This is a genomic window from Capnocytophaga sputigena (assembly GCF_900446695.1).
GTDB classification, from domain to species: domain Bacteria; phylum Bacteroidota; class Bacteroidia; order Flavobacteriales; family Flavobacteriaceae; genus Capnocytophaga; species Capnocytophaga sputigena.
Window position 1 is genome coordinate 32,717 of record NZ_UAVP01000009.1, and the last position, 14,048, is coordinate 46,764.

Genomic DNA, 14,048 nt, shown 5'->3' on the forward strand with positions numbered 1-14,048 from the left:
TATTAGAACAATATAGATTTATAAGGCACTAAAGCATTATTTGGGATGGCTAATGTTTTTATTATTTGAGAAAGAGCATATAAACACAAAAGGAATCCTATCAAAATTTTGGTTACTTTTCCTTTAAAAGCATTAGGCAAACAAGCTAAAAAGAAACATTCATAAAAACGGTAATACAAAGAGAGCCTTGTAGCGATAATCTCTACCTCACTAAACAAAAGATAAACACTAATATTTAAGAGAGCACACCATAAGAATATATTTTTTGTTCTTTCAGAAAGGTGAACTCTATTGATAAAGAAAAAAGTAATAAATAATATTACAAATCTCACAAATGTACTGAATGAATAGAGAATATTAGCATTATAAGACTCATCATTTCGATAGGATATAATTCTTTCTATTAGGCGCAAATCAACCCCTATAATAGTACCTAATCCTTCTAATATAAAAGAGGTTACTCCTAAATAAGCAGAGGGGACTATAATCCCTAATACTATCCAGAAGATGAGATTTGTGCATTTCTTTTTTATAATAAAGATAATTGGTAGAAAAACGAGTGCTGAGTAATGAAATAAAATAGCTCCTAAAAGCGACAAATAGAAATACCAATTTTTATTTACGGAGAGAAAATAGTAACTCAGTGCTATAAAACCTAAAGCAAGCCCTTGCCGAATACCATTCATTTCATATACTAAAAACCAAAAGCTTGAATAAATACAAATAGAAAGTAAGGGATATAAAGAGACTTTTTTAAAAGCGTATACCTTTAGGGATAATGAAATAAAGAAAAATAAGAAGAGAAAAAGGTGAAAATTACCTCCTATATATTTTATAAATTCAGCGAACCACTGAAACCCTATTTCAATATCGTCGGGGTTATTAAAAATATCTCGATAATGAGCAGTATCTGTACCTACTGTTATATCTCTTAATCCTGCGATGTATAGAAGCGCGAAAATAATAGGGATATAACTGAATACATATATATAGGTTTTGACTTCTTTAGAGAGTTTCTCTGTAAAGAAGAAGCGAGCTGTAAAAGCTAAAAACGAATATATGGGTACTAAAAAGTACATTTATAATTTAAATAATAAAAAACCTTTAATTCTCCCCTTTAAGCTTCCCCAATAGAACTTTTTATTAGAGGATAATACAATTCCCCCTATGCTACGGATAAGATATTTGAGGTACATTATAAAATAAGTATAGTGCATTCTTCCTAAAATTTCTTTTTTAAATAGTGCTCCAAAGCCGAGCCCATAGGAATAAGCTCTTTGATAGTTGTTAGAAGCAGCGTTTTGAGGATGAAATACTTTAGCATTTTTTGCAAAAATAGCTATGTCTTTTTTATCTAATAGTTGCCATATATAATCAGTTTCCTCACCTGAAGAGAAGAAAGTTCCAACTCCAAGACGCTCATCAAATAATTTCTTCTTATCAAAGATTACAAACAAGTTAAAAGAAATAGCGTATTTAAATAGAGATTTACGACTTACAACATCTGTTTTAGAGATAAAAATATTTTTAGTAATACTATCATAAGCCTCTACTAATGTAATTTTATTTTTTTTCTCTTTGAAAGTATATACAATTTCTTCTAAGAGATTTTCACTATAATAACAATCATCATCAGGAAAGCCTATAATATCTCCAGAACATTCTTTAATACCAACATTTCTGTTATAAGAAAGCCCTTTTGTACTACTTCTAATGTATTTAATGCTTAAAATATTAGTATATCTATCAACAATATTCTGAACTTTATAGTGTTCATTCTGATCTACAATAATGAGTTCAAAGTTTTTATATGTTTGTTTTACAAGAGAGTCTAATAGTATGTTAATTTCATCTACACGCCCCAAAGTAGCAGTTACTAATGATATTTTCATAGGTTAATTTTCTTTATTTTCTCAATAAGGTTATTTATATGAAAATCTTCAGAATAGAAATGGCTGAATACTGTTGATTTGTAATTTTCTAACACATTAATAGCCTCAATATTTTTTTTCTCAAAAGAGACAATCTCTTCTAAAACTTCATCATTATTTGATATTTCAATTTGATATTGTGTATTTTTTAATCCTTCTTTAAAAGCAAAAATATAGTTACTGTATATTGGTATGACTCCATTAGCTAAGTAAGTATTCATTTTTGTAGGAGTAGCAACTCTATTCATTTCAATATCTTTACGGATAATAAATCCATATTTATAATGTTGTAATGCTTCAAACAACTGGTTATAAGGCAAGTGATCTATTAGGACATTTTCTAAGTTATATTTTTTTAAATAATCTTGAGCTTCTTTTTTTTCAGAAGTGTATAGAGTAAGCGTTGCATTTGGTATTTTAGTCTTAATTTCTTTATATATCTGTAACATTTCATCAATACATTGCCATTTAGACATAGTTCCTGCATATACAAATGAAGGAGTTTCATATTTTCCTTTCACAAAAAAACTTTCCTCTATCAATTTCTGATTGAAACAAGGCATTACATAAAAATTATCCTTAAATTTGATTTTATATTTATTCTCATAGTGATATTTCATTCTATTGGAAACAAATAACGCAAAAGAAACTAATTTTAGTGATATATATTCAAAACATCGCCAAAGAATATATTTTAGCCATTTATCTTTTTTTGTATAATTTACTAATATTTCCTCAGGCATAATGCCTTGATACCAACATATTACTTTCTGTTTTCTATTTTTTAAGAGGAGTTTTAGATGGGCTTTAGCATTGACAACAACTACTATTTCTGTTTTTTCTATTTGTTTAATATTATCTACTATAAGGACATCTTCTCCAGACTCTCTTTCCAAAGTCTTTTTAATAATATTTACATAGTGAATAGTAGCATCGTGTCTGTCTCCCTGCTCAAAAAATATTTTATATTTCATTTCTTTTCTTAAAAAATTCTACAATTCGCTTGCAAGCCTTACCATCTCCATAAGGGTTGTGTAAAGCACTCATTTTTGAGTATCTTTCTTGGTCGTTAAGTAGTTGTTCACATTCATCTACTATTTTTTGTTCATCAGTACCTACCAAGATAACAGTCCCTGCACTTACCGCTTCAGGACGTTCGGTAGTGTCACGCATTACCAATACAGGTTTACCTAAACTAGGAGCTTCCTCTTGTACACCACCACTATCGGTAATAATAAGATAGGATTGATTCATCAGCCATACAAAAGCAGGATAGGCTAAGGGAGCAATCAATTTTACATTCTCAATACCTGATAATATGCGATAAATAGGTTCTTTTACATTAGGGTTTAAATGCACTGGATAGACTATCTGTACCTCAGGATTTTGTAGAGCAATTTTTTTCAGTGCTTGACAGATATGTATAAAGCCTTCGCCTTGGTTTTCACGACGGTGTCCTGTCACTAAGATTAGCTTTTTAGTGCTATCTACTGCCTTTTTTAAAGCATCAATCTCTTCGTCTTGTAATTTTTCTACTTTTTTAGTACTTTCTAAAAGAGCATCTATCACTGTATTGCCCGTTACCAAAATACTTTTTTCATCTACCCCTTCTCTTAATAAGTTTTGCTTTGCTTGCTGGGTAGGGGCAAAATGAAAATCGGCTATAGCTCCTGTTACTTTTCGGTTAATCTCCTCAGGGAAAGGTGCATATTTATTAAAAGTCCTAAGTCCTGCTTCTATATGGCACACTTTAGCTCCTGCATAAAAGCCTGCAATACTCGCCGCCATAGTGGTAGTAGTATCGCCGTGCACGAATATATAGTTAGGGCTACAATGCTCTAAAACAGTTTTTAGTTCTGTAATAATTGTAGCGGTAAGTGTATACAAATTTTGATTAGGCTTCATCACATTAAGGTCGTAATCCGCTTTTATCTCAAAGAAATCTAACACTTGATCCAACATCTCACGATGTTGTGCTGTTACACACACTTTTGTATCAAAAGTTGTTTCTTTTTGAAAAGCCTTTATAAGCGGAGCCATTTTAATAGCCTCGGGGCGTGTGCCAAATATAAAAAGGAGTTTTTGAGTCATTATCTAAATATTTTCTTTATTTTGTACCAAGCTATTCTACTAATAAAATAAAAACTATTTTTCCATCCTGAAACACGCCATTCTTCCAAATATAGAGAAATAACATCGGAAGAAAGACCTCCAGCCAAATATTTTGCAATTATCAGTTCTTTATATTTAAAAGAATATCCTTTTTTATATAGTGTGTGAAAAAAATCATAATCAGCACAAATTTTATAATTTGTATTAAATAGATACTGCTGTTGAAGTTTAGTTTTCACAAATACACATTGATGACAAAAAGGAATACCTACTTTTATTCTTTTTAAAGAAGTTGTTTTCCGTATTTCCTCTTTATTAGGATATACATATACTACATCTCCATAGATTACATCAGTATTACTCCAATCTTTATCCTTAAATACTTTTTCTAATACTTGGTGATCATAAAAAGTATCTCCTGCATTCATAAAGTTGAGCCACACCCCTGTAGCTTTTAGAGTTCCCTTATTCATTGCATCATAAATGCCTTTATCGGGTTCACTTACCCAATAGGTAATTTTATCTTGATATTTTTTGATAATATCTAATGTACCATCGGTACTGCCTCCATCTATGATGATATACTCTATATTAGGGTAGGTCTGGTTGATTACAGACAAAATTGTATCTTCAATAGTTTTAACAGCATTGTAAGAAACTGTAATGATGGTAATATTAGGTAAAGAAATCATTTTTGATATAAATTTAAAACCTCTTTATATATTTCTATTTGTTTAGGGGTATTAACTCCTTCTGTAAAATGTGTTAGAGCTTTTTCTCGAGCATTTTTTGAAAGGGACTCATAATTTTCATTATCTAAAACCCACTCAATTCCATTTTTTAAATCTTCACTATCAAAAGGTTGAGCTAAATATCCATTGATTTTATGGTCTATGATATCAGGTTGTCCTGTAGTGTTAAAAGCTACAACAGGAGTTCCACAACAAATAGATTCCAAGGCGGTTTGGACTAAGTTGTCTTGTCGGCTTGGTACTATCATCACATCAGCGCAACTATAGAGAGTAACTAAACTTATGTCATCATATAAACGCCCAGTATAGTGAATTTTAAAAGGTAGATCACTTTTTTCCTTAGGAGCTGAACTGCCGAAGACAATAATTTCTACATCTTCTCTTTTCAATTGTTTAAGTGCGGCTAAAAGGAGATCATACCCTTTTCTTTTATCACCAGTAGCATTCATCGCTCCAAAAAGTATTAACTTTTTGTCTTTTGGTAGATGCCATAAATCTCGAGCTACATTTTTATCCACAGGTTTAAAAATATCGGTATCGAGTACATAAGGCAAAAGGTAATGAGGTTTATCTTTTAATAATGAACTTTTTTTAGATTCGTTGTATAACCATCTGCTTGGAGCGATAATATTCAAAGATTTTATTCTTTGATAAGTTTTGTTTTTTCGTTCCCATCCTTTTCTACTCAAATCATTTTCTTTATGAGAGTTGAGTACTTTTGAATTACCACATTTTTCAGTGTAATGCGCTTGTCCTTCATCATAGTGCTCTCCTCCTGTAAATGCCCACATATCGTGTAATGTCCATACGATAGGCTGTTTTATTTTAGCAAGATCTTCTATACGAAGCATTCCTCCACATATCCAATGTAAGTGTACGATATCAGGATTAATTTCATTAATTCTATCGACTACTTTACTAAAAGGTACCCAAGCAGCTGAAAAAGGAGTTTTGGTTCTATTTTTATATTTTTTGATAGGGAGCACATCCAAATAAGGGCGTAAGAATTTAAAAATCACTCCTAATTTTGTTTTCCATACAGATTGTACAGTATAATCATCACCTCCTTTAGAATGTACCAACATTTGGCTATCTATGCCTTCTTTTAATAGAGCTTTATGTATGCGATAGGCAGCTCGTGTAGCTCCTCCTTCTACATCACTTATATTGATATGTAATACTTTCATCACAAATTATTTAATTCTATTATCTTTTTTCTTTTTAATAGGGGAAAGATTTTATAAGCCATAAGCATTCCTAATTTGAAAGCTAAACGGTCTATGAATTGTATTTTTGTTTCCTTTTCCTCTATATAGGTATCTACTTGAGGGTCATTTACTTTGAAATAACTTTTATATCCTTTTATATAAAAACAATCATAAGCTTTAAAAAAGTGCTTCAAAAACCATTGGTATATAAAGAGATAATTTTTTGTAATACCTTTTATAATTTTTTTGTTTGACTCTATCATCTGTAGAGCTGTGCTGAATTTTATACTTTCATTTTCTGATATCCTATATAGAGTAGAATATCCTAAAATTTTATGCGAAATTCCTTTAGATGCCAATCGCACATATAATTCATAATCAGAGCAGGGATAATAAGCGTCATCAAATCCATCTAGAGCTATTAGAGTTTCTTTCTTAAATAAAGCTCCTGTTATATTGGCAATGTTATCAAATTGAAAGTCATAAGGTTTTAAACGGAAAGTCTTTACATTATTAACTTTTTTTATAGGAATGTGTTCCTTTATATCAAAAGTTTGCTTTTCTAAATATATACTATCTACTTTATAGTCAATTTTTTTTAAAATTAGACCTAAGGTTTCTACGTAATCATTATACAGCAAATCATCATCGTGAAGCATTACCACAAAGTTCGTTTGAGCGAGTTCAAAAAGTTTGTTCCAATTGCCTGTCATCCCTACATTCTCAGTGTTTTTATAATAAAATAGATGAGGAATAGCTTCATATTCTTGTAACAATTGTTCTGTTTCGCACTCTCGCTCAGGGTTATTGTCTACTACCATTATAGCAAAAGGGAAGTTTGTTTGCTGTGCTAAGCAACTCTCAAGGGTCTCTCTAAGCAAGTGAGCTCGCTTGTAGGTGGGGATTGCTATTGTAATCTGTGCTCCTTCAGGAACAACTCCTTGCTTTATAGCTATAGAGGGTATTTGGTTTACAGCTGTATATCTCATTAAAAAATAGTTTTTAGTTTGTAATAAGTTTCTCGTACACCTATATGTACGAATTGGAACATTGTGAGTTTAAATTCTCTAAGAATAACTAGAGGCCATTTCCAATTGTTGTACACCACTTGGCAAAATCCTTGTACAAGGACTAAGCCTAAAATTCCCCAAGAGGTATATTTTAATACTATAAAACTTCCTATTGCGATCCCAATTCCTGCTAAAAGAGCAGGTTTGACAAAAGGAATATTATTCTTGCTGATAATAGCTGTTGCAAAATGTGAGTGATTGTTTTCTAAAAGTACAACTATTATATAAAGACAAAGAATCAATTTATTAGGCAGAAAAGCATTTGAGTGTATGTAACCTAAAACTGTATTGCCTCCAAAGAGCAAAATACATCCTCCTAAAACAAATAAAATATAGAAGATGACCATACTAAAAGAGAACAATCTTACAAAACCTTGTTGGTCACCTTCTACACGTAAGGCTGCAAATTTGGGTTGGAAAGTAATGAAAAAAGTAGTGGCTACTGCCGAGAGTATATTTACTAATTGCATCATCAAGCCATAAGAAGCTATTTCTTCATTAGATAAGTACAAACCTGCTAAGAACATACTAAATTTTGTAATGGCATAAGCTCCTACAAATACTAAACCTAATTTTTTAGCGTTATACCATATAATATCAAAAGTGGCACTGATTTCTTCCTTGCTAATATTGTAAGGTTTCAACTGGGTTCTAAAGTCTTCTGTAAAAAGGAATCGATAACACAACATTCTATTTACAAAAGGAGCTATAAAATTTGCTAATACAACTCCCATTAATCCCCATCCTATATACAAAAACAAAAAAGTAAGCCCTATATAAACAATCCGAGAGGCGAGTAAAGCTATTTTAGTTTCTTTGATAGCCCCTTTTCCCGTCAGTAGGAAATTGTAATATTCATAATAAATAGTAAAAGCTGTAGAAAGCGAAAAAAGTATCCAAATAGGCAATGAGTGGGCTACTGAATGAAAGCCATCTGTAACCTTGTAAATATACAAACTTCCAACAGTTAGCATTATCAGTAGCACTAACAATGCTAAACGGAGATAGACATACTGACCTACTTTTACGAGAGTAGCTATTAATCGGTAGTTGATAGCTACTTCTCCAAAGGGGGCATCTTCTATTCCTTCTTTTTTTAGTGTTTGAGCACCTCCGTATACATAGCTTACATTACGACTAAATTGAGGTGAAAAGCCAAAGTCGAAAAGGAGTACTAAAGATGAAACTGTTAGAAAAATATAGTTGAGTGCAATTTCTTCTACAGTTAGTATTTTTAAAATAAGAGGTAGGGTAATGAGCCCAGAAGCTAAACTAAAGAACTGCGCTATATAATTCCAAAGTACATCTGTTTTAGTTATCTTTATCATACATTTATTCCTTCAACTAGCGAAATTTCTGCTTTCCAATTAGGTAGTTTTTCTCCCTTATCCCACACTTTCATAACCTCTCTTTTTCTATAAGGTCGTTTACCAAAAGTAATATTTAATTTTTTATTCGTTTGTCGTTCAAAAATCTGAACTATTTCTTTTAATGTATAGATCTCATCTGAAACTACGGCATAATGTTTATGCTTATTTATTTGCTGTGTTTCTAACATCTCAAAAGCTAATATAAAGGCTTTACAAACATCGGAGATGTGTACTAAACTTAACTGTTGTTCACCTGCTGACATATCTAAAGCAGTACCTTCTGTAGCAACTTTTTTAAGTAGATTCATCAGTTTGGGTCGTGTGTCGTTTTCACCATAAGTATCAAACAACACTAAAGTTATTACTTTAAAATCTCCTGCTTGTATGTAATACTCTATTATAGCCTCAAAAGCTTGTTTAGTAGCAGCATATAGACATACAGGGTTATAATCATCATTATTGTAGTATTGCCAAGAGGTGCCTGTATTTATTAAGTTTTTTACATTAGCCTCTTTCATAGCTTCCAAAAGTTGTGTAGAAAATAATATATTGCTATTTATCAATGTATCTACTTCTTCTGTTTTATGCTCTGCAATAAATTTAGAAGCTAAATGAAATACTCCTATGGGCTGTATTTTCTTAAAAAAAGAAACCATTTGCATTATATCTCCTGAATATCTGAAAATATGGGTTTCATCTATTTTTTTTAGAGAGGAAAAATCTGATTCCAATCGGATGATTACAAATACTTCATAGCCCTTTTCTAATAGAGCATTTACTAAATGAGATCCTACGAATCCTGTAGCACCTGTTACTACTACTCGCTTTTTCATTTTAAAAAGGGTTTATAGTTGAAAAATCATCTAAAGTAGGGAAAGATAAATCTCTTGTGGAAAGTATGGGTTTTTCTAAATCCCAATTAAATCCAAAGCTATTGTAATGTATCCCTGCATCACTAGTAGGATTATAAGTTGTACCTACATTATACATCATTATAGTATTGTTTTCTAATGATTTAAAACCGTGTGCTAATCCTTTAGGGATATAGACACTTTTATGGTTTTTATCGCTCAACTCAATAGAGATGTATTGTTTGTAAGTTTTGGATTCTTTTCGTAAATCGAGCACTACATCTATAACACTCCCTGATATTACATATACTAATTTCTGATGGTCATCAGGAGGCAACTGAAAGTGCATCCCTCTTATCACATTTTTGTTAGAAATTGAGTAATAACTTTCATTTATTTGAAAATCAATACCTTTTTGATTTAAAAAATCTGTGTTAAATGTTTTTACAAATAATCCTCTATCATCAAAAGCATTAAAATTTTCTATTATGTAAACCCCCTCAATAGAAGTTGGTATAATTGTTTTCATTTCTTAGAAATTTACTCCAAAATATTCTTCTAATTTTTCTGCGATATAGTCTAATTGTTCTTCACCTAAAGCTGGATAAATACCTACCCAAAAGGTTTGATTCATTGTGATATCGGTATTAGTAAGGTCTCCTACTACACGGTATTCCACTCCTTGGAAATAAGGCTGCTTAGTGAGGTTACCCGCAAACAGCAAACGTGTACCTATCTTGTGCTGGTCTAAGAAGCGGAGCAAATCTACCCGTGCAGTGCCTGCATCTTCTTTAAGGGTGATAGTAAAACCAAACCACGAAGGGTCGCTATTGGGGGTTGCCTCTGGCAGATATAAAAAGTCAGTAAGCGTTTGGAGTCGCTCTTTGAGGTAGGCGAAATTTTTACGGCGTTTTTCTATAAACTCCTCTACGTGGTCTAACTGTGCTAAGCCACAAGCGGCTTGCATGTCGCTGATTTTTAGGTTGTAACCTATATGTGAATACACGTATTTATGGTCGTAACCAAAAGGCAAATCGCCGTGCTGTTGTGAAAATCTACAATTGCAAGTGTTGTCTTTCCCTGGTGCGCAATAGCAATCACGACCCCAGTCGCGGAAAGACTCGGCTATGGTTTTTAGCTCTGCATTATTAGTGAAAACAGCACCTCCCTCGCCCATAGTGATATGGTGAGCTGGATAGAAACTAAGTGTGGCAATATCGCCAAAAGTTCCTACTTTTTGTCCGTTGTAAGTAGCGCCGAGTGCATCGCAACAGTCTTCTACGAGCCAAAGGTTATATTTCTCACAAAGGGCTTTTATTTTCTCTAAGTTGAAAGGATTCCCTAAAGTATGAGCGAGCATAATCGCCTTGGTTTTAGGGGTGATAGCTTGTTCTATAAGGTCGGCGTTTACATTGTGAGTATGTAGGTCTACATCTACAAATACTGGTACAGCCCCGAACTGTATAATAGGGTTCACTGTAGTAGGGAATCCTGCTGCTACGCCTATTACTTCATCACCTTTTTTGATAGCACGATCACCTAATTTAGGCGAAGTGAGGGTATTGAAGGCTACTAAGTTAGCTGAAGAACCTGAATTTACTGTAATGCAGTATTTCACCCCTAGGAAGGCGGCTAACTTCTGTTCAAATGCAGCATTAAAGCGTCCTGTGGTGAGCCAAGCGTCGAGTGAGGCAGCGACCATATTTTGGAGTTCCTGCTCACCGATTACTTTTCCTGAAGGAGGGATTACTGTTTTTCCTGCTTCAAAGGGTTTGGGTTTGTAAGCCTCTTCAGCATATTGGGTTACTAATTTTGCTATTTCTTCTCTAATTGTTTCTAATGACATATTTTCTTTTTTGATTATAAAAGTTTTCAGCTTGCGCTGATGGGGTTAGGATTCCATATATCCTTTGATTTCATATAAGCATCGGGTTTGCATATCTGCTCCTTGTAACCAAGAGCGATGCCAGTGTACGATTTTCTCTAAAGTATCGGCAAGTCGCCATTGAGGATGCCATTTAAGTCGGGTGGCAGCTTTAGAACAGTCGAGTTTCAAGAAATTAGCTTCGTGAGGCTGTTCGCTCTTGTCCCATTCATAACGAGCTCCTTCGCCCCAAAATTGTACCATTTTCTCTAATATCCATTGTACTGATTGGCAATCGTCGTCCTTAGGTCCAAAATTCCAACCTTCGGCAAAGGCATTGCCTTCATTATATAATCGTTCAGCTAATACTAAATAGCCTGAAAGGGGTTCCAAAACGTGTTGCCACGGACGGGTGGATAGTGGGTTGCGGATGATTACAGGTTGTTGTTTTTCGAAAGCGCGCAAGATATCGGGTATTAATCTATCGTCAGCCCAATCGCCACCTCCTATCACATTACCTGCACGGGCTGAGGCTACTGCTGCGGTATCGTTAGTATAAAAAAACGAACGGCGATAGGCAGAGACTACTAACTCAGCACAGCCTTTGCTATTGCTATAAGGGTCGTGTCCGCCCATAGGTTCGTTTTCACGATAGCCCCATTCCCATTCGCGGTTCTCATAACACTTATCGGTAGTGATGATTACCACTGATTTTAGGTTAGAGGCATAACGAGCTGCTTCTAAAACGTTTACCGTACCCATTACATTGGTACTATAAGTGTCTACAGGTTCTTTGTAGGAAAGTCGGACTAAAGGTTGGGCAGCTAAGTGTAACAGCACATCGGGATTGAAAGCACGTATGCTTTGTGATAGCTGCTGGAGGTTGCGAATGTCGCCTATTTCAGTTTGCATATTGTCACCTACTTTAGCTACTTCAAAGAGGGCGGGCTGGGTAGGAGGGGTTAATGAAAATCCTTTTACTTCGGCTCCCATCAGTTGTAGCCATAGTGATAGCCACGAACCTTTGAAGCCCGTGTGCCCTGTAACAAATACGCGTTTGCCTTTCCAAAATTGTGGGTTTACTTTTCCTATTGCCATACTTTCCAAGGAGCTTTATCGTTTTGCCATAATTCTTCTAAGAGCATTTTATCGCGGAGGGTATCCATTGGTTGCCAGAAACCTTCGTGTTTGTAGCTCATCAGCTGTCCGTCGGCAGCTAATCCTTTGAGAGGTTCTTGTTCCCAAATTGTATTATCGTCTTTGATGCGCTCTATCACTTTGGGAGAAAGCACAAAGAAACCTCCGTTTATGAGAGCACCATCGCCTTTGGGTTTTTCTTGAAACTTCATAATCTGATTGTCTATTATATCTAAAGCTCCAAAGCGCCCTGGGGGATAGACAGCTGTGAGGGTGGCTTGCTTGCCGTGTGCTTCATGGAATGCCACTAATTTAGCGATATCTATATCAGCTACCCCATCGCCATAAGTAAAACAGAAAGCTTCATCGTTTTCAATGTATTGCAAAACACGTTTGAGGCGACCTCCCGTCATTGAATGTTCCCCTGTATCAATAAGGGTAACTTTCCAAGGTTCGGCGCGTTTTTGGTGTACGTGCATCTCGTTGTTTGCCATATCGAAAGTGATATCCGATTGGTGCATAAAGTAATTGGCGAAGTACTCTTTGATGATATATCCTTTGTATCCACAACAGATGATGAACTCGTTGATACCATAGTGTGAATAGATTTTGAGGATATGCCACAAGATGGGCATTCCTCCTATTTCTACCATTGGTTTGGGACGTATGGCGGTTTCTTCACTGAGGCGTGTACCGAGACCGCCTGCTAATATTACTGCTTTCATAAAAATTAATCTACTTATTGCTTGAAAATTAATCACTTATTTGCCTGCAACAAATGCATCAGCGAAAAAATTTTCTTCTTTCAATCCTTGTTTAGTGAGAAGTTCCTGAGCGCTTTGTATCATTGCCTCGCTACCACAAGCATACACTTGCGCTGTAGGCCAACTGATAGCCTGCGCTGAAGCTATCTCTTGCACATACCCTTTTGCTCCTTGCCAATCGTCCTCACGAGTCAATACGGGTATATACTCAAAATGACCAAAAGTAAAATCAGGCTTCCAAAATAAGTCTTCTTTTTTTCTTCCTCCCCACAAAAGCCACACTTTTTTATTAACTAATAATTCCGGACTGGCTTGCAGCTGTTCTAAAATGGCTTTTATAGGTGCAATACCAGTACCTGTAGCTAATAATACAATATCGGTGCATACTTCATTATGTCGGTAAAAGAAAGTGCCCAAAGGTCCCTCTACTCTAAGCAAATCATTAGGCTTAGCCTCATTAAACCAATAGTTGCTAAACAGTCCCCTTTCATAATTGCGAATAAAGAGTTTCAGGTGGTTACCTTCATACTGACTATGACTAATAGAATAGCTGCGCTTATGTCCATTTCTGATAATATCTACATATTGCCCCGCTAAAAACTGAAAATCTACCTTAGGAGGCAAACGCAACACTACTTCTACTATATGTGGGGTTAGTGCTGTAATGCTATTGATTTTACAAGGTGTTACTTGTGGTTTAGGCAATGTTACTGCCAAGTCTTCTACGTCTAATACTACTTCTGATCTAGGAACTACATTGCAGGAGAGTACATAGCCTGCTGCTTTTTCTTCTGCTGTAAGGACTTGTTCATCTTGCAAATTCTCTACCTCACCCTCAAGTATTTTTACACGGCAACTGCTGCAACGGGCGTTGAGGCAAGAGTATTCCAAAGCAATACCACTATCCAAAGCGGCTTGTAGCAAAGAGGTGTTCTCTTCACAAGTATAAGACTTATTATTTTTTAAATATATAGTATACTGGTTCAAAA

The 14,048-nt window shown here is 34.5% G+C and carries 14 protein-coding genes; all 14 read right to left on the reverse strand.

Going from position 1 to position 14,048, the window contains the following annotated elements; genetic code table 11:
* Positions 1 to 2: 2 nt before the first annotated feature.
* The 14 genes from DR017_RS10365 to DR017_RS10430 are packed head-to-tail and all read right to left on the reverse strand — an operon-like array spanning position 3 to position 14,046.
* Positions 3 to 1,079 (reverse strand): EpsG family protein, encoded by a 1,077-nt coding sequence (locus tag DR017_RS10365; RefSeq protein WP_002678531.1) that lies wholly within the window; start codon positions 1,077 to 1,079, stop codon positions 3 to 5.
* Positions 1,080 to 1,892 carry a glycosyltransferase family 2 protein gene (locus DR017_RS10370; RefSeq protein ID WP_002678345.1) on the reverse strand — a complete coding sequence of 271 codons (813 nt, stop codon included), beginning with the start codon at positions 1,890 to 1,892 and terminating at the stop codon, positions 1,080 to 1,082. It abuts the gene before it with no gap.
* Entirely contained in the window at positions 1,889 to 2,905 is a 1,017-nt protein-coding gene (locus tag DR017_RS10375; protein ID WP_002678407.1) for a glycosyltransferase family protein, read from the reverse strand. The genes DR017_RS10370 and DR017_RS10375 overlap by 4 nt, the downstream gene beginning before the upstream one ends.
* Positions 2,895 to 4,022 carry a non-hydrolyzing UDP-N-acetylglucosamine 2-epimerase gene (gene wecB / locus DR017_RS10380; protein ID WP_002678433.1) on the reverse strand — a complete coding sequence of 376 codons (1,128 nt, stop codon included), beginning with the start codon at positions 4,020 to 4,022 and terminating at the stop codon, positions 2,895 to 2,897. The genes DR017_RS10375 and wecB overlap by 11 nt, the downstream gene beginning before the upstream one ends.
* The gene (locus tag DR017_RS10385) at positions 4,022 to 4,735 is read right to left on the reverse strand and encodes a glycosyltransferase family 2 protein (protein WP_002678514.1); all 714 of its coding nucleotides are present in this window, start codon (positions 4,733 to 4,735) and stop codon (positions 4,022 to 4,024) included. The genes wecB and DR017_RS10385 overlap by 1 nt, the downstream gene beginning before the upstream one ends.
* Positions 4,732 to 5,982, reverse strand: a complete 1,251-nt coding sequence (locus DR017_RS10390; RefSeq protein ID WP_002678427.1) for a glycosyltransferase family 4 protein — start codon at positions 5,980 to 5,982, stop codon at positions 4,732 to 4,734. Before DR017_RS10390 ends, DR017_RS10385 begins: the two co-directional genes overlap by 4 nt.
* Positions 5,982 to 6,992, reverse strand: a complete 1,011-nt coding sequence (locus DR017_RS10395; protein WP_002678490.1) for a glycosyltransferase family 2 protein — start codon at positions 6,990 to 6,992, stop codon at positions 5,982 to 5,984. The genes DR017_RS10390 and DR017_RS10395 overlap by 1 nt, the downstream gene beginning before the upstream one ends.
* Positions 6,992 to 8,401 carry an O-unit flippase-like protein gene (wzx, locus tag DR017_RS10400; protein ID WP_002678344.1) on the reverse strand — a complete coding sequence of 470 codons (1,410 nt, stop codon included), beginning with the start codon at positions 8,399 to 8,401 and terminating at the stop codon, positions 6,992 to 6,994. Before wzx ends, DR017_RS10395 begins: the two co-directional genes overlap by 1 nt.
* Positions 8,398 to 9,276, reverse strand: coding sequence for an NAD-dependent epimerase/dehydratase family protein (locus DR017_RS10405; RefSeq protein WP_002678528.1), 879 nt, complete (start codon positions 9,274 to 9,276; stop codon positions 8,398 to 8,400). The genes wzx and DR017_RS10405 overlap by 4 nt, the downstream gene beginning before the upstream one ends.
* 1 nt (position 9,277) lies before the next feature.
* The gene (locus DR017_RS10410; RefSeq protein WP_002678310.1) at positions 9,278 to 9,823 is read right to left on the reverse strand and encodes a dTDP-4-dehydrorhamnose 3,5-epimerase family protein; all 546 of its coding nucleotides are present in this window, start codon (positions 9,821 to 9,823) and stop codon (positions 9,278 to 9,280) included.
* A gap of 3 nt (positions 9,824 to 9,826) precedes the next feature.
* Positions 9,827 to 11,140 carry a lipopolysaccharide biosynthesis protein RfbH gene (gene rfbH, locus DR017_RS10415; RefSeq protein ID WP_002678521.1) on the reverse strand — a complete coding sequence of 438 codons (1,314 nt, stop codon included), beginning with the start codon at positions 11,138 to 11,140 and terminating at the stop codon, positions 9,827 to 9,829.
* Positions 11,141 to 11,185: 45 nt separating this feature from the next.
* Positions 11,186 to 12,256: a CDP-glucose 4,6-dehydratase gene (rfbG, locus tag DR017_RS10420; RefSeq protein ID WP_040360930.1), complete on the reverse strand. Its 1,071-nt coding sequence runs from the start codon at positions 12,254 to 12,256 to the stop codon at positions 11,186 to 11,188.
* Positions 12,247 to 13,020 carry a glucose-1-phosphate cytidylyltransferase gene (gene rfbF, locus DR017_RS10425; RefSeq protein WP_002678539.1) on the reverse strand — a complete coding sequence of 258 codons (774 nt, stop codon included), beginning with the start codon at positions 13,018 to 13,020 and terminating at the stop codon, positions 12,247 to 12,249. The genes rfbG and rfbF overlap by 10 nt, the downstream gene beginning before the upstream one ends.
* Before the next feature lie 36 nt (positions 13,021 to 13,056).
* Positions 13,057 to 14,046, reverse strand: a complete 990-nt coding sequence (locus DR017_RS10430) for a 2Fe-2S iron-sulfur cluster-binding protein (RefSeq protein WP_002678611.1) — start codon at positions 14,044 to 14,046, stop codon at positions 13,057 to 13,059.
* Positions 14,047 to 14,048 lie beyond the last annotated feature (2 nt).

Bases quoted from the DNA above. Each gene is read 5' to 3' on its own strand.
- DR017_RS10370 (WP_002678345.1), bottom strand. From the start codon at position 1,892: ATGAAAATATCATTAGTAACTGCTACTTTGGGGCGTGTAGATGAAATT.
- wzx (WP_002678344.1), bottom strand. From the start codon at position 8,401: ATGATAAAGATAACTAAAACAGATGTACTTTGGAATTATATAGCGCAG.
- DR017_RS10405 (WP_002678528.1), bottom strand. From the start codon at position 9,276: ATGAAAAAGCGAGTAGTAGTAACAGGTGCTACAGGATTCGTAGGATCT.
- DR017_RS10410 (WP_002678310.1), bottom strand. From the start codon at position 9,823: ATGAAAACAATTATACCAACTTCTATTGAGGGGGTTTACATAATAGAA.
- DR017_RS10365 (WP_002678531.1), bottom strand. From the start codon at position 1,079: ATGTACTTTTTAGTACCCATATATTCGTTTTTAGCTTTTACAGCTCGC.
- rfbG (WP_040360930.1), bottom strand. From the start codon at position 12,256: ATGGCAATAGGAAAAGTAAACCCACAATTTTGGAAAGGCAAACGCGTA.
- rfbH (WP_002678521.1), bottom strand. From the start codon at position 11,140: ATGTCATTAGAAACAATTAGAGAAGAAATAGCAAAATTAGTAACCCAA.
- DR017_RS10385 (WP_002678514.1), bottom strand. From the start codon at position 4,735: ATGATTTCTTTACCTAATATTACCATCATTACAGTTTCTTACAATGCT.
- wecB (WP_002678433.1), bottom strand. From the start codon at position 4,022: ATGACTCAAAAACTCCTTTTTATATTTGGCACACGCCCCGAGGCTATT.
- DR017_RS10390 (WP_002678427.1), bottom strand. From the start codon at position 5,982: ATGAAAGTATTACATATCAATATAAGTGATGTAGAAGGAGGAGCTACA.
- DR017_RS10395 (WP_002678490.1), bottom strand. From the start codon at position 6,992: ATGAGATATACAGCTGTAAACCAAATACCCTCTATAGCTATAAAGCAA.
- DR017_RS10375 (WP_002678407.1), bottom strand. From the start codon at position 2,905: ATGAAATATAAAATATTTTTTGAGCAGGGAGACAGACACGATGCTACT.
- rfbF (WP_002678539.1), bottom strand. From the start codon at position 13,020: ATGAAAGCAGTAATATTAGCAGGCGGTCTCGGTACACGCCTCAGTGAA.